At 72.5% G+C, this 19456-nt stretch carries 16 protein-coding genes; 11 read left to right on the top strand and 5 right to left on the bottom strand.

What is annotated here, in order from left to right; genetic code table 11:
- Positions 1–91 precede the first annotated feature (91 nt).
- Positions 92–1321 (bottom strand): D-arabinono-1,4-lactone oxidase, encoded by a 1230-nt coding sequence (locus tag ACFQ53_RS02170; RefSeq protein WP_377854702.1) that lies wholly within the window; start codon positions 1319–1321, stop codon positions 92–94.
- Between the two features lie 81 nt (positions 1322–1402).
- Entirely contained in the window at positions 1403–2194 is a 792-nt protein-coding gene (locus ACFQ53_RS02165) for a CPBP family intramembrane glutamic endopeptidase (protein ID WP_377854699.1), read from the bottom strand.
- A 92-nt stretch (positions 2195–2286) separates the two neighbouring features.
- Between ACFQ53_RS02165 and ACFQ53_RS02160 the strand changes: the two genes are divergently transcribed.
- Positions 2287–3006: a peptidyl-tRNA hydrolase gene (locus ACFQ53_RS02160; protein ID WP_377854696.1), complete on the top strand. Its 720-nt coding sequence runs from the start codon at positions 2287–2289 to the stop codon at positions 3004–3006.
- Between the two features lie 4 nt (positions 3007–3010).
- Positions 3011–3736: an SDR family oxidoreductase gene (locus tag ACFQ53_RS02155; RefSeq protein WP_377854693.1), complete on the top strand. Its 726-nt coding sequence runs from the start codon at positions 3011–3013 to the stop codon at positions 3734–3736.
- Positions 3737–3769: 33 nt separating this feature from the next.
- On the opposite strand, the gene ppdK is transcribed toward ACFQ53_RS02155, so the two are convergent.
- Positions 3770–6523, bottom strand: coding sequence for a pyruvate, phosphate dikinase (gene ppdK / locus ACFQ53_RS02150; RefSeq protein ID WP_377854690.1), 2754 nt, complete (start codon positions 6521–6523; stop codon positions 3770–3772).
- 156 nt (positions 6524–6679) lie between these two features.
- Here ppdK and ACFQ53_RS02145 point away from each other — a divergent pair, with 156 nt between their 5' ends.
- From ACFQ53_RS02145 to ACFQ53_RS02135, 3 genes are read left to right on the top strand one after another with little or no spacing between them, the layout of a single operon-like run.
- On the top strand, positions 6680–7801 hold the full coding sequence (locus ACFQ53_RS02145; protein ID WP_377854687.1) for a glycosyltransferase: 1122 nt from the start codon (positions 6680–6682) through the stop codon (positions 7799–7801).
- Positions 7791–8231, top strand: coding sequence for a GtrA family protein (locus ACFQ53_RS02140; protein WP_377854684.1), 441 nt, complete (start codon positions 7791–7793; stop codon positions 8229–8231). The genes ACFQ53_RS02145 and ACFQ53_RS02140 overlap by 11 nt, the downstream gene beginning before the upstream one ends.
- A gap of 47 nt (positions 8232–8278) precedes the next feature.
- On the top strand, positions 8279–10009 hold the full coding sequence (locus ACFQ53_RS02135) for a DUF6020 family protein (protein WP_377854681.1): 1731 nt from the start codon (positions 8279–8281) through the stop codon (positions 10007–10009).
- On the opposite strand, the gene purB is transcribed toward ACFQ53_RS02135, so the two are convergent.
- The gene (gene purB / locus ACFQ53_RS02130; RefSeq protein WP_377854678.1) at positions 9951–11357 is read right to left on the bottom strand and encodes an adenylosuccinate lyase; all 1407 of its coding nucleotides are present in this window, start codon (positions 11355–11357) and stop codon (positions 9951–9953) included. The genes ACFQ53_RS02135 and purB overlap by 59 nt on opposite strands.
- A 132-nt stretch (positions 11358–11489) precedes the next feature.
- Between purB and ACFQ53_RS02125 the strand changes: the two genes are divergently transcribed.
- Both ACFQ53_RS02125 and ACFQ53_RS02120 read left to right on the top strand, forming a co-directional pair.
- A complete protein-coding gene (locus ACFQ53_RS02125; RefSeq protein WP_200502851.1) occupies positions 11490–11894 on the top strand; it encodes a phage holin family protein in 405 nt (134 codons plus the stop codon).
- 121 nt (positions 11895–12015) lie between these two features.
- Positions 12016–13131: a histidinol-phosphate transaminase gene (locus ACFQ53_RS02120; protein ID WP_377854674.1), complete on the top strand. Its 1116-nt coding sequence runs from the start codon at positions 12016–12018 to the stop codon at positions 13129–13131.
- A gap of 40 nt (positions 13132–13171) precedes the next feature.
- On the opposite strand, the gene ACFQ53_RS02115 is transcribed toward ACFQ53_RS02120, so the two are convergent.
- Entirely contained in the window at positions 13172–14107 is a 936-nt protein-coding gene (locus tag ACFQ53_RS02115) for a spermidine synthase (protein ID WP_377854671.1), read from the bottom strand.
- Between the two features lie 62 nt (positions 14108–14169).
- Between ACFQ53_RS02115 and ACFQ53_RS02110 the strand changes: the two genes are divergently transcribed.
- The 4 genes from ACFQ53_RS02110 to ACFQ53_RS02095 all read left to right on the top strand — a co-directional run bounded on the left by ACFQ53_RS02110 (position 14170) and on the right by ACFQ53_RS02095 (position 19441).
- Positions 14170–15579, top strand: a complete 1410-nt coding sequence (locus ACFQ53_RS02110; RefSeq protein WP_377854668.1) for a hypothetical protein — start codon at positions 14170–14172, stop codon at positions 15577–15579.
- 79 nt (positions 15580–15658) lie between these two features.
- The gene (locus ACFQ53_RS02105) at positions 15659–16834 is read left to right on the top strand and encodes a thiamine pyrophosphate-dependent enzyme (RefSeq protein WP_249480997.1); all 1176 of its coding nucleotides are present in this window, start codon (positions 15659–15661) and stop codon (positions 16832–16834) included.
- A complete protein-coding gene (locus ACFQ53_RS02100; RefSeq protein ID WP_377854665.1) occupies positions 16831–17814 on the top strand; it encodes an alpha-ketoacid dehydrogenase subunit beta in 984 nt (327 codons plus the stop codon). Before ACFQ53_RS02105 ends, ACFQ53_RS02100 begins: the two co-directional genes overlap by 4 nt.
- 88 nt (positions 17815–17902) lie before the next feature.
- Complete coding sequence (locus ACFQ53_RS02095; RefSeq protein ID WP_377854662.1) at positions 17903–19441, top strand: dihydrolipoamide acetyltransferase family protein; 1539 nt, start codon at positions 17903–17905, stop codon at positions 19439–19441.
- The last annotated feature ends 15 nt before the right edge of the window (positions 19442–19456 follow it).

Below are 19456 nucleotides of genomic sequence, written 5' to 3'. Positions count from 1 at the left end.
ACTTCTCGGCGAGGTGCCGCCGAGAGGGTCCCCGTCTCCGGGGCAGGCCAGCCCCGCCCAGCCCCAGCCCCGCTCAGCCCGCCAGCGCGGCTCAGCCCAGCAGCGCGCGCAGGTGGTCGTTGAGGAAAAGGCCGTGCGGGTCCAGCTCCGCGCGCACCTCGTCGAAAACGCCCAGCTGCGGGTAGAGCTCCTCCGCCCGGCCGCGGTCGAGCAGGTGCAGCTTGCCCCAGTGGGGGCGCGCGCCGAGCTCCTCGCCGATCGCGTCGGCCGCGGTGAGCAGCGGCCAGTAGTCCGAGCTGGTCTTCGCCGTCAGCGCGATCGTCACCCGCGGCCCGCCCTGCGCGATCGAGAGCGGGGCGTCGTCCCCCGCGACCCATCGCAGCTCGATGGGGTACTGGTGCTCGGGGAAGTCCTTCAGGTTCAGCGAGGTCAGGCGCGAGAAGGCCACTTGGGCCCGATCCGCGGGGAACGCGAGCTCCATCTCGTGGAACGGCTTCGTGGAGCGGCCCGTGAACACCTGGTAGGCGGGCGCGGCGCCCTCCTCGCCCGCCTCGGCGACATCGAGGCGTCGCACGAGCGCCTTCCCGGCGGCACTCGCACCCTCCTCGACGTCCAGCTGCAGCAGCGCGGGGGAGGCGTCGGAGGGGAACCAGTGCACCTGCACGTGGCGGGCGCTGTCGCCGAGCGCGGCCAGATCCGCGGTCGCGGGGTCGAGATCCATCAGCTCGCGACGATCTCGCAGGTGGTAGGCGGGGACCGTCTGCAGCTCGATCTCGAGGATCACGCCGAGCGCACCCAGGGACACGCGTGCCGCGCGCAGGCGATCCACCTCGTCCTCGCCGATTTCCACGATCTCGCCGCGTCCGTCGACGAGCCGCAGCCCCGTGACCGCCTCGCTCATGATCTGCGAGTCGACGCCGGACCCGTGGGTGCCGGTCGCGAGCGCACCCGCGATCGACTGGGCGTCGTGATCGCCCTGCACGGGCAGCGAGAGGCCCTTCGCCCACAGCTCCTCGAACAGCTGGGAGAGGGGAGTGCCCGCGTGCGCACGCACTCGGCCGCTCGCGGTGTCCACACCGGTCAGACCGCTCATCGCGCCGAGCTTCACGAGCACGCCGCCGGTGGGGATCAGCGGGGAGAACGAGTGCCCGGCGCCCATCGTGCGCACGGGTAGGCGGCGCCCGATCGCCCAGCGCACGGCCTCGACGACCTCGCCCTCGGTCTCCGGCTGGACCACCGCCTGCGGGGTGAAGCGGTGGTTGCCGCCCCAGTTGTTGGAGCGCTGCTCGATCGTGGCGTGCGGGGGCAGGGAGAAGACCATGCGCCCAGGCTATCGGCACCAGGTGGCGAGGGGCATGGGGCTGGGGGCGCCCCGGCCCGAGCGCACGTCCACGCCCTTGCGCTACAGCCCCAGCACGTCCTTCAGCAGCGCGTATCCCACGAACGCCACCACATCCAGCAGCGTGTGGGCGATGACCAGAGGGCCCACGCGGCGGGTGCGCCGGAAGCACTCGGTGAAGACCAGGCCCATCGCGATATTCGCGATGCCGGGGCCGATGCCCTGGTAGAGGTGGTAGCTGCCGCGCAGCACCGCCGTGATCGCGAGGATCCCCGCCGTGCCCACGCCCAGGCGCTCGAGCCTCTGCACGAGGTAGCCGGAGACGATCACCTCTTCGAGCACGGCGTTCTTCGCCGCCTGCAGGATCAGTACGGGGACCGTCCACCAGTGCGTGTCGAGCGCCGCGGGGATCACCTCGAGGGTCGCGCCGATCGCCCGGCCCGCGTAGTAGACGGCGAGGCCCGGGACGCCGATGCACGCGGCGATCACGATGCCGCGCACCGTGTCGCCGAGCGGCCGCGCGGGCGTGAGGCCGAGGCCGACGAGGGCGCCCCGCAGACTGCCCGCGCTCACGCTCAGCAGCAGGATCACCAGGGCGACCGGCGCGAGGGTGAAGGCGATCCCGAGCAGCTGCTGCAGCAGGTCGAACCAGGGGTTCGTGTCCTGCGAGCTGTTCAGCGTCGCCTGCTGGCCGCTCAGCGGGCCGGCGGCGAGCGACCTCGCGAGGGAGACGATCGAGTACACGCCCGAGCGCCCCAGCGAGAGCGCCAGCACGATCACGATCTCCGCCACCAGGAACGCCGACGGCAGGTCGACGGCCCGGGGCGTCCGCGGGTCAGGTGCGCTCTCGTCCACGGACACATGGTGCCACCGCCGGGTGCGCGCGTTCCGGGATGATGCCCGGCCCCGCGGGAATGCCGAGCCTCCCGGACCCGTTGCTCCCTGTCGTGACCGAGAACGTGCAGAGACCCGACCGACCCGACCATGAGAACCCCTGGGCGATGCAGCTCGTGGTGCACCGCGTGAGGGCGGACCCCGCGCACCATGAGGACGTCGTCGAGGCCGCGGCACAGGCCGTCGTCCAGCTCCTGGACGACGAGCGCTCCCGCACGGGCGAGTGGGCCGACCGGGTCGAGCACTGGCGCGCGGGCTGGATCCGCAAGGTCGTGCGACGGGCCGACGGCGCCCGCTGGGACGCGGTGCAGTCCCTGCCCGGCATCACCGTCGCCCACGGCACCGCGCAGGTGCGCGCCTTCGTCCCCGGGCCGCTGCACCCGCTGCCCAAGGAGCTCGCGAAGCTGCAGGTGGGCGGCACCGAGTTCCCTCGTAGCGATCGCGAGGATGCCCCCGCACCCGCCGCAGCCCGCGCGGCCCCCGCGGCCCCCGCGCCCCTCGTCGACATCGAGATCACCCCGCTCGAGGACATCTCCACCGGCAAGACCGCTGCGCAGGCGGGCCATGCCGCGCAGCTGCTGTACGAGCGGATGGGGGAGGAGGAGCGCACGGACTGGCGGGCCGACGATTTCCGCGTCCACCTGCTCCCGGCCGACGAGGCCGCCTGGGAGGACCCGGGCGATGCGGTCCGCGTGATCGACGCGGGGCTCACCGAGGTCGACGGGCCGACGGAGACCGCCCGGGCGCACCGTCACCGCGACCTGGGAGAATGACCGCATGAGCATTCCCGAGACCTCTCCCGCAGCCGCCCGTCGGCCCGCCGTCCTCATCACGGGCGCCTCCCGCGGCATCGGCCGCGCCGTCGCCGACGAGCTCGCCGGCGATCACCGCCTGATCCTCGGCGGCCGCGACGCCGCGGCGCTCGCCGAGCTGGCCGCGTCCTACCCCGAGGCCGAGCCCTTCGCCGTGGACGTCACCGACTTCCCGGCCGTGGGCGACGCGGTCGCGGCGCTCGACCTGCCGGACGGCCTCTCCGCCGTCGTGCACAGCGCCGGCGTGCTGGTGGGAGGCACCACCGAGGAGATGGCGGTCTCCGAGTGGAACCGCTCGATGGAGGTCAACGTGACCGCCGTCGTCGAGCTCACGCGGCTGCTGCTGCCCGCGCTGCGGAAGGCGCGCGGCACCGTGGTCGCCCTGAACTCCGGCAGCGGCTTCAACTCCATCGGCGGACGCGGCGCCTACTGCGCCTCGAAGTTCGCCCTGCGGGCCTTCACCGACGCCCTGCGCCTCGAGGAGCGGAAGCACGGGGTGCGGGTCAGCTCCGTGCACGCGGGCCGCGTCGACACCGACATGCAGCACGAGCTGCGCGGCATGGAGGACGGCCCCTACGAGATCGAGAAGTACCTCGAGCCGACGTCGGTCGCCTCCGCGGTCGCCCTCGCGATCCGCGCGACCGACGAGGCGAGCATGGACGTCATCTCCGTGCGCCCGCGGATGGGGTGAGGCGGCGCCCGGGCCCCACCTCCACGGTCGCCCTCACGGCTGCGGCGTGAACCCCTCCTCGAGGAGCGTCGCGCGCCCGCACTCGAGGCGCGCGACGGGCACCCGGAACGGGGAGCACGAGACGTAGTCCAGGCCGAGCGAATGGAAGAAGTGGATGGAGGCGGGGTCACCGCCGTGCTCCCCGCACACGCCGAGCGTGAGGTCCGGGTTGGTGGCCCGTCCGCGCTCGGCGGCGATCCGCACCAGCTCGCCCACTCCGTACTGGTCGAGGGACTCGAAGGGGCTGTCGGAGAGGATGCCGCGCTCCTTGTAGGTGAAGAAGAACCCGGCCTCGACGTCGTCGCGGGAGAAGCCCCATGTGGTCTGCGTGAGGTCGTTCGTGCCGAAGCTGAAGAACTCGGCGGCTTCGGCGATCTCCCCGGCGCGCAGGGCGGCGCGCGGCAGCTCGATCATCGTGCCGATGCGAGTGGTGAGCTCCTCCCCGGCCCCGGCCCCGGCCCCGGCCCCGGCCCCGGCCCCGGCGCCGCCGCCCGCACGGGCCTCGGCCGCGACCTCCTCGGTGACGTCGTCGATCTCCCGGCGGATCGCCCGGAGCTCGCGCACGGACCCCACCAGCGGGATCATGATCTCGACGTGCGGGTCCCCGCCGTCGGCCCTGACCTCGAGCTCGGCCTCGAGGATCGCGCGCACCTGCATGCCGAACAGCCCGGGGATCGTCAGGCCCAGTCGCACGCCGCGCAGCCCCAGCATCGGGTTCTGCTCGTGCAGCCGCTCCACGGCGGCGAGGACCTTCCGCTCGTGCGGCTCGATCCTCCTCCCGGACTCCTCGGCGCGGGCGATGCGCACCGAGAGGTCGGTGAGGTCAGGAAGGAACTCGTGCAGGGGCGGGTCCAGCAGCCGGATGGTCACCGGCAGGTCGCCCATCGCCCGCAGCAGGCCCGCGAAGTCCTCCCGCTGGGCGGGCAGCAGCTCGGCGAGGGCCTCCTCGCGCTCGGCGGGGTCGCCCGCGAGGATCAGCTTCTCGACCTGGGCGCGGCGCTCGCCGAGGAACATGTGCTCGGTGCGTGCGAGGCCGATGCCCTGCGCCCCCATCTGCCGGGCCCGCTCGGCGTCGGCCGCGGTGTCAGCATTCGCGCGCACCTGCATGCGCCGGACCTCGTCGGCCACTCGCATGAGCCGGTCCACCGAGCGGACCAGGGCCGACGCCCCGGGGTCGTCGGCGGCCAGATCCCCTTCGAGGTACTGGGCGACCTCGCTGGGCTCGACGGGGATGCGGCCGGCGAAGACCTCGCCGGTCGCGCCGTCGATCGAGAGCACGTCGCCCTCCCGGGCGACGACCTCCCCGCCCATGCGGATCTCCCGCGCCTTCGGGTCGACGTCGAGGGACTCGGCCCCGCACACGCAGGTCTTGCCGAGCCCGCGGGCGACAACGGCCGCATGGGAGGTCTTGCCGCCGCGGGAGGTCAGCACGCCCTCGGCGGCGAGCATGCCGCCGAGGTCGTCGGGGTTGGTCTCGCGCCGCACCAGCAGGCAGTCGTGCCCTTCCTGGGCGCGGGCGATCACGGTCTCCGAGTCGAAGACGACCTCGCCGACGGCGGCGCCGGGGGAGGCGCCCATCCCGCGGGCGAGCGCTTTGCGCTCGCCGCTCGCGAAGCGGGGGAACATGAGCCGGGTGAGCTGCGCGCCGCTCACGCGGGTGAGGGCCTCGCGCTCGTCGATCGCGCCCTCGTCCACGAGGGTCGTGGCGATGAGGAAGGCCGCGGCGGCGGTGCGCTTGCCCACGCGGGTCTGCAGCATCCACAGCTTCCCCGACTCGATCGTGAACTCGATGTCGCACAGGTCCCGGTAGTGCTCCTCGAGCACGTCCATGGTGCGCAGCAGCTCCTGGTACGCATCGGGCAGCACCTCGCCGAGCTCCTCGAGGGACCGGGTGTTGCGGATGCCCGCGACGACGTCCTCGCCCTGCGCACCCACCAGGAAGTCGCCGTAGACGCCGTGCTCGCCGGTCGAGGGGTCGCGGGTGAAGGCGACGCCGGTCGCGGAGCGGTCGTCGAGGTTCCCGAAGACCATCGCGACCACGTTCACGGCGGTGCCCAGCTCGTGGTCGATGTGCTCGGCGTTGCGGTAGATGACGGCGCGCGGTGCGTTCCACGACTCGAAGACCGCGCTGATCGAGCCGCGCAGCTGCTCGCGCGGATCCTGCGGGAAGGGGCTCCCGGTCTCGCGCTCGATGATCTGCTGGTACCGGCCGACGATCTCCCTCAGAGCGTCCGCGTCCAGTCCTGCGTCGTCGGCGGCTCCGCGGTCCTCGCGGACGGCCTCGAGCGCGTCCTCGAACATGGTCGCCCCGATGCCGAGCACGGTCGCCCCGTACATCTGCAGCAGACGCCGGTAGGAGTCCTGGGCGAAGCGCTCGGAGCCGGACTGCGCGGCGAGCCCCTGCACGGTCTCGTCGTTCAGGCCCACGTTCAGCACCGTCTCCATCATCCCGGGCATCGAGATCGCCGCGCCCGAGCGCACGGAGACCAGCAGCGGGTCCTCGCGGTCGCCGAAGCGCCGGCCGATCTGCTGCTCGACGTCCTCGAGCGCGGCGGTCACCTGCTCGGCGAGCTCGGGCGGGTTCTGGCCGTGGTGCATGACGTAGCGGCAGGCGTCGGTCGTGATCGTGAAGCCCGGCGGGACGGGCAGGCCCAGCCGGGTCATCTCGGCGAGGTTCGCCCCCTTGCCGCCCAGCAGGTCCTTCTGGTCCTTGGAGCCCTCGCGGAACGGGTGGACGAACGTGCTCATCCCCATCACCTCTCGACCTCTCCCCGCGGCGGGGAGTGAGGCGGCGGCCCGGGACGGCCGGACCGTCCGGTGCGTCCTTGCACCTGCGTTCACTGTAGGTTCACCAGGGGTTCAGGGGAAGAGGCGGTGCCGCTCTCCCGTTGCTACTCTCGCGCCGTGACGTCCACTCCGCCCCCGCCGCAGCTCGACATCGCGGCCATCGTCCCCTGCTACAACGAGGAGGCGACCGTCGCGAAGGTCGTGTCGGACCTGCGCAGGACGTTCGACGGCATCACGGTGTACGTCTACGACAACAACTCGAAGGACGCCACCCGGGAGCGGGCCCGCGAGGCCGGAGCGATCGTGCGCACCGAGACCCTCCAGGGCAAGGGCAACGTGGTGCGCCGCGCCTTCGCCGACGTCGATGCGGACGTCTACCTGCTCATCGACGGCGACGACACCTACGACGTCGCCTCCGCGCCCGCGATGGTCGAGACCCTGCTCGAGGGCCCCTACGACCACGTGCTGGGCTGCCGCGTCGACGACCCGGACAACTCGGCGTACCGCAAGGGCCACGCCTGGGGTAACCGCTTCTTCAACCGCGTGGTCTCGAGGCTCTTCGGCGAGCCCGTCACCGACATGCTCTCCGGGTTCCGCGTGTTCTCCCGACGCTTCGTGAAGTCCTTCCCGGCGCTCTCGCAGCGCTTCGAGATCGAGACGGAGCTGACGGTCCACTCGCTGGCCACCCGCGTGCCCCAGATCGAGAAGCCGGTCGGCTTCGGCGAGCGGCCCGACGGCAGCGAGTCCAAGCTCAGCACCTTCTCCGACGGCCGACGCATCATCCTCACGATCGCCAAGCTCTTCGCCTTCGAGAAGCCGTTCGTGTTCTGGGGCGCCGCGAGCATCGTCGCCTTCCTGGCCGGCCTGATCAGCGGCATCCCCGTCATCTCGGAGTACGCGCGCACGGGTCTCGTGGAGCGCTTCCCGACCGCCTTCCTCGCGGCGATCTTCATGGTGATCGCCTGCCTGATGGTGACCGCCGGCGTGATCCTCACCGGCACCACGAGGAACCGGCACGAGGCGGCGCGGCTCGCCTACCTGGGGCTCGCGCCGGTGACCACCCCGGGCCTCGCGCCGCGGCCCTCGTCCGCGCCCGAGGAGCTGCGCGCGCCGCAGGACCAGCGCGCTCCGCAGGGACAGCGCGCCGCCGAGCCGATCGTGCCCGAGAGCGCGCCGGTGGTGCGAGGGGATGTCGACCGCCTTCAGCGTCGTGAGGGGCAGAGCCTCGGTGGCCGCTGAGCGCGCGACGTCCCTGCGCGCCCTGGTCGGGCGCTTCCTGGTCTCGGGCGGCGCCATGGCGCTGCTGGACCTGTGCCTGTACTCGGGCGGGACGCTCCTGGTGCACTGGCCGCCGATCGCCGCGCACGTCGTCTCCACCCTGATCACGATCTGCGTGAGCTTCGCGGTGAACCGCGCCTTCGTCTTCCGGGCCCACGGCACGGGTGTCCGGGCGTTCGTGCCGTTCCTGGCCGTCACCCTGGTGACCGCGCTCGTGATCCAGACCCTGATCATCACCGGGGTGGTGCACGCGTGCGGCGTGCTGTTCCCGCAGGCCCCCGAGGGCGTCGTGGCGATCGCCGCGAAGATCATCGCCGTCGGCGTCGCCGCGGTGTGCAACTTCGTGAGCTACCGCGTGATCTTCTCCCGCACCGGGAGCGCCCGGGTCTGACGGCGGGTCGCGCTCGAGCCGGATCCCGAGTGTGATGGGATGCCCGTGTGGCGCTCGAGCTCCTGCGCGGCGGCGCACGCAAGGTGGTGTTCGCGCTCGCGCCCGCCCTTCTCCTCGCTCTGGTCGACGCCCTCGCCGTCCCCGTCCAGCAGATGCCGTGGAGCGGCGGGAGGGTCGGCCGGCACCTCGTGGTCGCGGCGGTGATCGCCGCGGGGATGTGGATCCTGCTCAGCGCCGTGGACGCGCGCGGGAGGACCGAGCGGTGCGCCGCGGAGGGGGCCGGCGCACCGAGGGCCGACGCGGACCCACCGGGCGGCCCGGCTGCGCGCGGAGCGGCGGGCGGCCCCGCCTCGTGGCGGTCGTGCCTGGGCATGGCAGGGATCAGCGCGGTGCTCTGGCTGCTGATGTGGGCGGCGGTGGGGCCGCTGGACGCGATGAACGACACCTATTGGAGCATCCGCAATCCGCTCGGCGTCGCCCCGCAGCAGCCGCTCGTCTACTCGATGATCATCAGCGGGGTCGTGCACGGCCTGCGCCTCGTCACCGGCAGCATGCTCCCGGGGATCATCGCCCTCGTGCTGCTGCAGGTGATCCTGTACGGCCTCGGCCTGTCCTGGACGCTGCAGGTGCTCTCGAGGACGGGGGTCCCGCGTGCGGTGCTCCTCGTCCTCGCGGTGGTGCTCGGGTTCCTGCCGATCACGGCGAACTTCACGTTCGCCCTGGTCAAGGATGCCGCGTTCACGGGCTTCACGCTGCTGCTGGTGCCCGTGCTGCTGAGCATCCAGCAGACGGGCGGGCGGTGCCTGCGCAGTCGGGGCTTCCTCTGCGCGATGGTGGTGTCGGCGCTCGGCTTCGCCCTCACCCGGAACAACGCTCTGGTGATCCTCGTGCTGGTCGGCGTGCTCATCGTCGTGCTGGCGCGGAGGGCGCGGCGCACGGCGTGCGTGTGGGTCGCGGGCATCGTCGTGGTCGCGCTGCTCCCGCAGCAGATCCTGACCCTCGCCGCGGGCCCGCAGAAGAGCGTCGAGAGCCTGGGCGTGCCCCTGCAGATGGTGGGCAGCACCCTCGTCCACGAGCCGCAGTGCATCGCGCCCGAGGACGCCCGCACCCTGGAGAGGATCATGCCGGCGCAGACGTGGCGCGACGTCTTCCGCCCGCAGAGCGTGGACCCCGTGAAGTACGACCCCGCCTTCTCCGAGGACGCCCTCCAGGGCTCCCGGGGCGAGTTCCTGGCGGTCTTCGCCCGCACGCTGGGCCGCTGCCCGGGGCCGATGCTCGCCGGATACCGCGATCAGACCTCGCAGCTGTGGCGATGGGACGCCATCGGAGTCGGCGGCACCTCGCAGTCGTTCTTCCTCGAGCCGATCTCGAACGCGCCCGGGGACCGTGACGAGATCCTGGCGGACCTCGCGGGCCATGGCGTCGTGAAGCGGCCTCTGCTGGGGGAGGTCGTCGGGACCCGGATGGAGTCCGTGTACCGCGGAGGGCTGGAGGCCACACCGGGTGCAGGGACCTGGGTGTGGGCGCTCGCGCTCGTCATGGCGGCCGCCTGGTACGGCCGACGGGGCGAGGTCCTCGTCGTCGCCTTCCCGGCCCTGCTGCTGTGGGCGACCCTGATGGCGGCCGCTCCCATCGCCGAGCCCTTCCGCTACGTGGCCTACCTGCCGTGGATCCTGGCGATCTCGGCGGTCGTCCTGCTCTGGGGGCGCGGGCGGGCGATCAGTCGTCCAGGTGCCCCACGAGCCGCGGCGCGTAGCCGACGTACGACGCCGGGGTGAGGGCCAGCAGACGATCCCGCTCGGCATCGGGCAGGCCCAGATCCCCGATGAAGGCTCGCATGTCCTCGCCGGTCACGCGGTGTCCGCGGGTGAGCTCCTTGAGCCGCTCGTAGGGGTTGTCCAGGCCTTCGTGGCCCTGGACGCCCAGGGTGCGCATGACGGACTGGACGGCCTCGCCGAGCACCTCCCAGTTGCCCTCGAGGTCGGCGGCCATCGCCTCGGCGTCCACGTCGAGCCCCGCGAGGCCCTTGGCGATGTTCTGGATCGCCAGCAGCGAGTGCCCGATCGCCGGGGCCACGTTGCGCTGCGTCGTGGAGTCGGTGAGGTCGCGCTGCATGCGCGAGGTGACGAGGGTCTGGCTGAGCACGTCGAGCAGCGCGCCGGAGATCTCGAGGTTCGCCTCGGCGTTCTCGAAGCGGATCGGGTTCACCTTGTGCGGCATCGTCGAGGAGCCCGTGCCGCCCTGCGCGGAGAGGCGCTGACGGAAGTAGCCCAGCGAGATGTACGTCCACACGTCGGTCGCGACGTTGTGGAGGATGCGGCCCGCGCGGGCCATGTCCGCGTACAGCTCCGCCTGCCAGTCGTGGGACTCGATCTGGGTGGTCAGCGGGTTCCAGGTGAGGTCGAGGTGCTCCACGAAGCTGCGGGAGATCTGCTCCCAGTCGGTGTCCGGCACGGAGATCGCGTGCGCCGCGTACGTGCCGGTCGCGCCGTTGATCTTCCCGAGGGTCTGGTTGGCGGGGATCCGCCGCGCCTGCCGCTGCAGACGGTGCGCGAACACCGCGAGCTCCTTGCCCAGCGTGGTGGGCGTCGCCGGCTGGCCGTGGGTGCGCGCGAGCATCGGGACGTCGGCTGTCTCGCGGGCGAGGTCGGCGATCTGGGCGACCACGCCCTCGAAGGCGGGGAGCCACACGTCGTGGACGGCGCCCTTGATCATGAGCGCGTAGGCGAGGTTGTTGACGTCCTCGCTCGTGCAGTAGATGTGCACGATCTCGGCGAGCGGCTCGAGGGAGGTGCCGTGCAGGCGGCGCTTGATGTAGTACTCGACGGCCTTGACGTCGTGCACGGTCTCGCGCTCGATCTCCTTGTGCTCGGCGATGCCCTCGGCGCCGAAGTCCTCGGGGATCGCGCGCAGCAGGGCGCGCTCGCCCTCCGTGAGGGTGCGCAGGCCCGGGATCGCCTCGTTGTCCAGGAGGTGGATGACCCACTCGGTCTCCACGATCAGCCGGGAACGGTTCAAGGCGGCCTCGGAGAGGTGGTCGACCAGCGGCGCGACCTGGTCGCGGTAGCGGCCGTCCAGCGGCGTGAGGGCGATCGGGGGCGTCAGGTCGGCGAAGCTCTGCGGCATGGCCCCATTGTTCCAGAGCGGCGCGCGGGCACGCGCCATCGGCCGGATGGCGAGGCAGGGCGAGGCGGGGCAGCGGGCCGACGCGCGGGACATCCCCTGGCCGCTCACGGGCGGCTCTGGAAGACTCCACCCATGTTCAGGTTCATCGGGCACCTCATCATCGTGGGCGTCGCACTCTGGCTCACCTCCCTCCTGCTGCCGGGCATGCACCTGGGAGAGGGCGACGGCACGATCCTCGGCCAGGTCCTCACGGTCGCCGGCATCGCGCTGATCTTCGCGATCGTCGACGCGATCGTGAAGCCGATCCTCTCGTTCTTCGCCCTGCCGCTGACCTGTCTCACGCTGGGGCTGTTCATGCTGGTCATCAACGCGCTCATGCTGCTGCTCACGGCGTGGGTCGCGGGCCTGTTCGGCCTGCCGCTGGAGTTCGACAGCTTCTGGTGGGCCCTGCTCGCCGGCGTGATCGTGGGCATCCTGTCCTCGATCTTCGAGGCGATCCTCGGCGTGGACGGCGACCGGGACCGCGAGCGGGCCTGACGAACCGGGGCCGCGAGCGGGCCCGACGGGCAGGCGCGGCCGGGCCGTCCCGGTCCGCCCGGTCCGGCCCGGATCCTGGGGCGCGCGGCGCGGGCCGCGCCCGTCGGCCTAGCCTGGGGGCATGCCCGCCACCCCCGCCGAGAACATCCGCCTGCGCTCCGCCCTCGATGCGCTGCCCGCCTACGTGCCCGGGAAGCCCGCGGCCGACGACGGCGTGCGCCGCTTCAAGGTCTCCTCGAACGAGTCGCCGTTCGAGCCGCTGCCGCAGGTGATCGAGGCCGTCAACCGTGCCACGCTGCACGCCAACCTCTACCCGGACATGGGCGCCCTCGACCTTCGCGAGGCGATCGCCGACCACCACAGCACGTCGCGGCGCGCCGTCGGCCCCGAGAACATCGCCCTGTCCACCGGGTCCGTCGCCGTCTCCGGCGACCTGGTGCGGGCGCTCGTGGATCCGGGCGACGAGGTGGTCTTCGCCTGGCGGTCCTTCGAGGCCTACCCGATCCTGGTGCGCAGCCACGGCGGCGTCGACGTCCAGGTCCCGCTCACCCCCGCCTTCGAGCACGACCTGCCGGCGATGGCGGAGGCGATCACCGAGCGCACCCGTCTGGTCATCCTGTGCACCCCGAACAACCCCACCGGGCCCGCGCTGACCACAGCGCAGATCGAGGACTTCCTCGCGCGCGTGCCCGACCACGTGGTCGTCGCCCTCGACGAGGCCTACCGCGAGTTCGTCGACCCCGTGCGCCTCGCCGACACCGCCCGCCTCTTCGCGGAGCACGGCAACGTGGTGCTGCTGCGCACCTTCTCCAAGATGCAGGGCATCGCCGGGCTGCGCGTGGGGTACGCGGTCGCGCACCCGCGCCTGGCGGCGGCGCTCGGCCAGGTCACGGTGCCCTTCGGTGCGAGCTCGATCGCGCAGGCCGCGGCACTGGCGACCTTCGAGCCCGACGCCGCGGCCGAGCTCGAGCACCGTGCCGCCTGGATCCGCGAGCAGCGGGGGCGCCTCGAGCAGGTCCTCGCCGCCCAGGGCTGGGAGCTGCCCGTCTCGCAGGGGAACTTCGTGTACTTCCCGCTCGGGGAGCGCAGCGCCGAGTTCGCCGCCTTCGCCGACGCCCGCGGCCTCGTGGTCCGCGCCTACGGGACCGACGGCGTGCGCGTCACCGTGGGGGAGCGCGAGGCGAACGACCTCCTCCTCTCGATCGCCCAGGAATGGCGGGAGGCGCAGGAGGGCTGACCGCGCTCGCCGACCGTGCCCGGTGCACGGCGCTCGGTGCTCAGCGGGGGCGGCGAGCGGGTCGCGATCCGTGCGCGTCCTCTCCGATCCCACCGATCAGGCGGCTGGTCTCGGCCGGGTCCAGCACGACGGCCGGATGCGGGCCGCCCGCGAGCCAGCGCTCGCGCAGGCGCACGGGATCCGTGCCGCGTGAGCGCTCCAGCCCGGGCCCCGCGGCCAGCACCAGGTTCCCCTCGTCGAGCGAGCGCACCACCTGCTCGTCCGCCAGGGTCCACACGCCGGCGAGACCCGCCGCCTCGGTCGCGGCATCGAGAGCCCGGGCCTGCGCCGCGAAGAAGCGCAGGCCCGCGTCGTCGCCCACGTTCACCGCCATCACCCCGCGCTCGGACAGGCGCTCCAGGGCGTCGGCGAAGAATCCCTCGCGGGTGAGGTGCGCCGGCGTGCTCTGCCCGCTGAACACGTCGACGACGATCACGTCGAACCCGCCCCTGCCGCCCGATCCGACCGGCCCGCCCGGACCACCCGACCCGACCACCACGGTCGACCCGTCCGACCCCATCGCCGCGAGCTCCTCGGCAGCATCGCCGATCCGGACCTCGAGGTCCGTGCCGCGCGGCAGGGGCAGCGCGGAGGTCACGAGGTCCGGGAGCTCCCGCTCGATCTCGACCACCACCTGCGGGGAGCCGGGACGCGTGGCCTGCACGTACCGCGCCAGCGTGAGCGCGCCCGCCCCGAGGTGCAGCACGCGCACGGGCGACCCGGGCTCCGCGGCGGTGTCGACCACGTGGGCGATGCGCCGGAGGTACTCGTGGCGGATCACCCTCGGGTCCTCGAGGTCCACGTGCGACTGCTCGATGCCCCCGACGTCGAGCGCGAAGCCGTGCTCGCTGTAGCCGTCGGGCCGGATCCGGGCGAGGAGGTCCGAGTGCGCCAGACGCGCGCTCCTGGCGGCTGGTCGCGGCGCGCGGTGGGTCACGCGTTCAGCCTAGACTCAGGGGACGAGTGCCGCGGATCACGAAAGCGGCAGAGGGGAAGACCATGACCGGACCGATGCCCGAGGGCCCGCAGAACGGCCAGCCGCACCAGGACGGACAGGGGGAGGCCTCGCCCTGGCGGCAGCAGTACCCCGATCCCGCGCAGGGGCAGGGGAGTGCGCAGAGCCAGGACTTCTCGCAGAACCAGGGCGGCTCGCCGCAGTCCTCCGCCTCGTGGCCGTCGGGCCCGAGCTCCCCGGCGCCGCAGTACCCGGGCGCGCAGGGCGCCGCCGGGGCGAGCGGCGCGGGCGCCCCGTACGGCGGGTCGGGTCCCGAAGGGCCGACCGGCCCCGGAGGGCCAGGTCAGCCGACCGGCCCCGGAGGGCCAGGTCAGCCGGGCGGATTCGGCGGCCCCGGCGACCCGAACCAGCCGCCCCGGAAGAGCCGCACGGGGCTGATCATCGGGCTGGTCATCGCCGCCGTCGCCTTCCTCCTCGTGATCGTGCTCGTGGTGGTGATCGCGGTCGTCGTCGGCCTGGGCAAGCGCGACGACGGGGGAGGCGGGGGCGCCGCAAAGACCGCCTCGCCCGAGGAGCAGGTGAGCGCGCTCGGCAAGGAGTACATGGACTCCCTGGTCGACGGGGATCCCCAGCCCGCGCTCGAGGTGATCCAGGCCCAGGACCACTCGAACCAGGAGACCCTCGAGGAGGACGCCTACGCGAAGGCGCTCAAGGAGGCGCAGGTCGCCGACGTGACCATCGGCGAGCCGCAGATGTCGTCGCTCTCGGGGAAGGTGACGGTCGACTACACGGTGGGCGGCAAGCCCGCGAGCGGCGAGATCTCGATGCAGGACTACGACGACGACGGCACCTACGAGGTGGTCACCGGTCTCGAGACGTACATGGACGTGCCGGAGGGCTTCTCCGGCCTGGGCCTCACGGTCAACGACGCCGAGGTGAAGCCCGGCACGGAGTACTCCGCGCTGCCGGGCTCGTACACGGTGGGCATGGACGAGAAGCTCTTCGGCCTCGACGGGGAGGCGACCCTGGTCTACGGGCTGGGCGACGACTACCCGGACTGGCCCAAGGCGAAGCTCACGGACGACGGCCAGAAGGCCTTCCGCGAGGCCGTCAAGAAGTCGGTCGACACGTGCGTGGAGCAGAACACGCTCAAGGCCGGCTGCGGCCTCCAGAAGATCCAGGGCACGTCCTCCGACGGCTGGAAGGCCAAGGACAAGACGGTCAAGCGCTCCCTTCCAGGGTCCACCGAGCGCAAGCTCGACAAGCTCACGGCCGAGCCCGGGTACGACGAGGTCACCTACGTGACCGCGAAGGACTCCCTCGGCGGCGTGGACACCACGATGGAGTGCAGCAAGGGCGGTCAGAAGGGCACCTGCGACCTGCTCTACGGCGGCAGCCTGGGCAGGCCCTCCGTCGACCTCGCCGATGACAAGCGCCCGGTGACCTGGGACTGACGCGACCGGCCGCCCGGCTGGCGACCCGCTCACGGCGATTCCGTTGGAACTTACGGCTCCGTAGGTTAACCTCGTCCCCGTGAGCGTCTTCCGCACGACAATTCCCGAGCACGCCGACGACGAGCCCCTGATCCAGCTCGTCGCGCCGGACGGCACCCGCACACCTCACGAGGAGCTCGACGCCGCCGTCGCCCACCTCACGGGCGAGGACCTGCGCCGCTACTACCGCGACATGGTGATGATCCGCGCCGCGGACCTCGAGGCCACCTCCCTGCAGCGCCAGGGGCAGCTGGGCCTGTGGGCGAGCGCCCTCGGGCAGGAGGCCGCGCAGATCGGTGCCGGCCATGCGGCCCGCACCCAGGACTACCTGGTGCCCACGTACCGCGAGCACGGCATCGCCTGGGCGCGCGGCATCGAGCCCTGGCGCCTGCTGGACGTCTGGCGCGGCATCGCCCACGGCAGCTACGACCCTTACGAGCTGCGCACCCATCCCTACATGCTCGTGCTCGGCGCGCAGGTCCCGCAGGCCGTCGGCTACGCGATGGGCCTGCAGCGCGACGGCCTCGTGGGCACCGGCGACCTCGAGTCCGACACCGCGGTGCTCACCCTGTTCGGCGACGGCAGCTCCTCGGAGGGCGAGGTCAGCGAGGGCTTCACCTTCGCCGCCTCCTTCCAGGCGCCGACGGTCTTCTTCACCCAGAACAACCAGTGGGCGATCTCCGTGCCCGCCACCGTCCAGTCCCGGGTCCCGCTCGCCCAGCGCTCGCGCGGCTGGGGCATCCCCAGCGTCCGCATCGACGGCAACGACGTGCTGGCCGTCTACGGCGCCGTGCGCCTCGCGCTCGACGCCGCCCGCGAGGGCGAGGGTCCGAGCTACATCGAGGCCGTCACCTACCGGATGGCCGCGCACACCACGAGCGACGACCCCACGCGCTACCGCGCCCGCGCCGAGGAGGAGGAGTGGGCGGCGAAGGACCCGATCGACCGCCTGCGCCGCTACCTCGAGGCCCAGGACGAGGTCGACGAGGAGTTCGTCCGCCGCTGCGAGGAGGAGGGCCACGACCTGGCGATGGCCCTGCACCACGAGATCCACGCGATGGCCGATCCCGACCCGATCGAGATCTTCAGCCACGTCTACGCAGATCCGCACCCGCTGGTCGAGGCCGAGCGCGCGGAGTTCGAGCGCTACCGCTCCCAGTTCGAGGACGCCGGCGACCAGGCCGCCTCCGAGTCCGCCGAGGAGGGCCGTCGATGAGCACCGTGAAGCTTCCGATCGCGAAGGCGATCACCGCGGGCCTGCGCGACGCCATGCGGGCCGACGAGAAGGTCATGCTGATGGGCGAGGACATCGGTCTGCTCGGCGGCGTCTTCCGCGTCACCGACGGGCTGCACGCCGAGTTCGGCGGCGAACGCGTCGTGGACACCCCGCTGGGCGAGGCGGGCATCGTGGGCACGGGCATCGGCCTGTGCTACCGCGGCTACCGGCCCGTCGTCGAGATCCAGTTCGACGGCTTCGTCTTCCCCGCCTTCAACCAGATCACCACGCAGCTGGCGAAGATGCACTACCGCACCCGCGGGCAGGTGCGGGTGCCGATGGTCATCCGCATCCCCTACGGCGGCGGCATCGGCGCGGTCGAGCACCACTCGGAGAGCCCCGAGGCGCTGTTCGCCCACACCGCGGGCCTGCGCATCGTCACCCCCTCGAACGCGCAGGACGGCTACTGGATGACCCGCGAGGCCATCGAGTCCGACGACCCGGTGATCGTCTTCGAGCCCAAGAAGCAGTATTGGATCAAGGGCGACGTCGACACCGACGTGCGGCCCGCGACCGGCATGCACAGCGCGAAGATCGTGCGCCCCGGGAGCGACGCGACGCTGCTGGCCTGGGGTCCCTCGGTCTCCGTGGCCCGTGAGGCCGCCGAGGCCGCGACCGAGGACGGCCTGGACCTCGAGGTGATCGACGCCCGCTCGATCTCGCCCTTCGACGTCCCCACGGTCGTCGAGTCGGTGAAGCGCACCGGCCGTCTGGTGATCGTCCACGAGGCCCCCGTCTTCGGGGCGATCGGCGGCGAGGTCGCCGCCCGCGTCTCCGAGCAGTGCTTCTTCCATCTCGAGGCGCCCGTGCTGCGCGTCGGCGGCTATCACACGCCCTATCCGCCGGCGCGGATGGAGGAGGCCTACCTGCCCGACCTCGACCGCGTGCTCGACGCCGTCGACCGTTCCCTCGCATACTGACGGCGCCCCACCGCCTCCGCCTCCCTGCGATGTCCCCTTCGCCCACTGACCAGCGCCCCGACAGCGGCGTGAACGGAAGGACCCGACGATGAGCACCCTCGTCATGATCACCCTCACCGACCCCGGCGAAGGACTCACCGAGGCCGAGATCCTCGACATCAAGGTGAGCGTGGGCGACACGGTCGCCATCAACGATCCCGTCATCGAGGTCGAGACCGCGAAGTCCGCCGTCGAGCTGCCCAGCCACATCGCCGGCCGCGTCACCCGCGTGCTCGTCGCCGTGGGCGACGAGGTGCAGGTGGGCGCCCCGCTCATCGAGGTCGACACCGATGCCGACGGCAGCGGCCCCGCGCCCGCCGGATCGGCCGACGACGCCGGCCCCGCGGCCGATGACGCCAGCCCCGCGCCCGACGGCGCCGCCACCGAGCCGGACCCATCGGCCGGGGAGCTCGCGGCCCAGGCCCAGGAGGCGACCGGCGAGACCTCCGAGCCCCTCGACGACACCGTGCCCGCCACTGCCACCGCTGCCGCCCCCGCCCCCGCCGCCGAGGACGAGCAGCCCAAGAATCTCGTGGGCTACGGCGCGCGCCCGAGCAGCGCCCGCCGTCGCCGCCGCGCCGCCGCGCAGGAGGGCGAGGACCCGCAGGTGCCGATCGACCGCATCCTCGCCAAGCCACCCGTGCGCAAGCTCGCCCGCGACCTCGGCATCGCCCTCGCCGACGTCTTCGCCACCGGCCCCGGCGGGACCGTCACCCGCGAGGACGTGCTCGCGGCCCAGCAGCGCGCGATCGGCGACGAGATGCCCGGCGACGGCGACTACTTCCCGGACGAGTCCCCGCAGGCGCCCGCCTCGCTGCACGGCACCATGAAGTCGGCGACCAGCCAGCCCATGAACCAGCAGTCGTTCTCGGGTGTGACCAGCGACGACCGGACCACGCGGGTGCCGATCCGCTCGGTGCGCAAGCGCACCGCCGAGGCGATGGTCTCGAGCGCCTTCACCGCCCCGCACGTGACCGTGTTCAACGAGGTCGACATGACCGCGACCATGGACCTCGTGCGCTCGCTGCGCGCGTCCCGCGAATGGGCCGACGTCAAGATCTCCCCGCTCGCGATCGTCGCGAAGGCCCTGCTCGTCGCGATCCGCCGGAACCCGGAGGTCAACGCCTCGTGGGACGAGGCGGCGCAGGAGATCGTCTACAAGCACTTCGTGAACCTGGGCATCGCCGCGGCCACCCCGCGCGGACTCATCGTGCCCAACATCAAGGACGCCCACCTGCTCACCCTCAAGGAGCTCGCCGAGGGCATCAACGACCTCGCCAAGACCGCGCGCTCCGGGTCGACGCCGCTGTCGGCGACGCGCAACGGCACCATCACGGTCACGAACTTCGGCGTCTTCGGCATCGACTCGGGCACCCCGATCCTGAACCCGGGCGAGTCCGTGATCCTGGGCATGGGGGCGGTCAAGCAGAAGCCCTGGGCGGTCGACGGGAAGATCGAGATCCGCGAGGTGACCCAGCTCGCCCTGAGCTTCGACCACCGCCTCATCGACGGTGCGCTCGGCTCGGAGCTGCTGCGCGACATCTCCGCTGTGCTCGAGCAGCCCCAGCTGGGCCTCGTGTGGGGCTGAGCCCCCGCGACGCCG

Origin of the sequence: Brachybacterium sp. NPDC056505 (assembly GCF_042794925.1) — a bacterium.
GTDB lineage: Bacteria > Actinomycetota > Actinomycetes > Actinomycetales > Dermabacteraceae > Brachybacterium > Brachybacterium kimchii.
Note: the sequence above shows the minus strand (reverse complement) of the source record. Positions and strands in the feature narration are given on the sequence as shown.

Coding starts and splice junctions, on each gene's coding strand:
- ACFQ53_RS02170 (WP_377854702.1), bottom strand. CDS start 1,321: ATGGTCTTCTCCCTGCCCCCGCACGCCACGATCGAGCAGCGCTCCAAC.
- ACFQ53_RS02155 (WP_377854693.1), top strand. CDS start 3,011: ATGAGCATTCCCGAGACCTCTCCCGCAGCCGCCCGTCGGCCCGCCGTC.
- ppdK (WP_377854690.1), bottom strand. CDS start 6,523: ATGAGCACGTTCGTCCACCCGTTCCGCGAGGGCTCCAAGGACCAGAAG.
- purB (WP_377854678.1), bottom strand. CDS start 11,357: ATGCCGCAGAGCTTCGCCGACCTGACGCCCCCGATCGCCCTCACGCCG.
- ACFQ53_RS02125 (WP_200502851.1), top strand. CDS start 11,490: ATGTTCAGGTTCATCGGGCACCTCATCATCGTGGGCGTCGCACTCTGG.
- ACFQ53_RS02120 (WP_377854674.1), top strand. CDS start 12,016: ATGCCCGCCACCCCCGCCGAGAACATCCGCCTGCGCTCCGCCCTCGAT.
- ACFQ53_RS02110 (WP_377854668.1), top strand. CDS start 14,170: ATGACCGGACCGATGCCCGAGGGCCCGCAGAACGGCCAGCCGCACCAG.
- ACFQ53_RS02100 (WP_377854665.1), top strand. CDS start 16,831: ATGAGCACCGTGAAGCTTCCGATCGCGAAGGCGATCACCGCGGGCCTG.
- ACFQ53_RS02095 (WP_377854662.1), top strand. CDS start 17,903: ATGAGCACCCTCGTCATGATCACCCTCACCGACCCCGGCGAAGGACTC.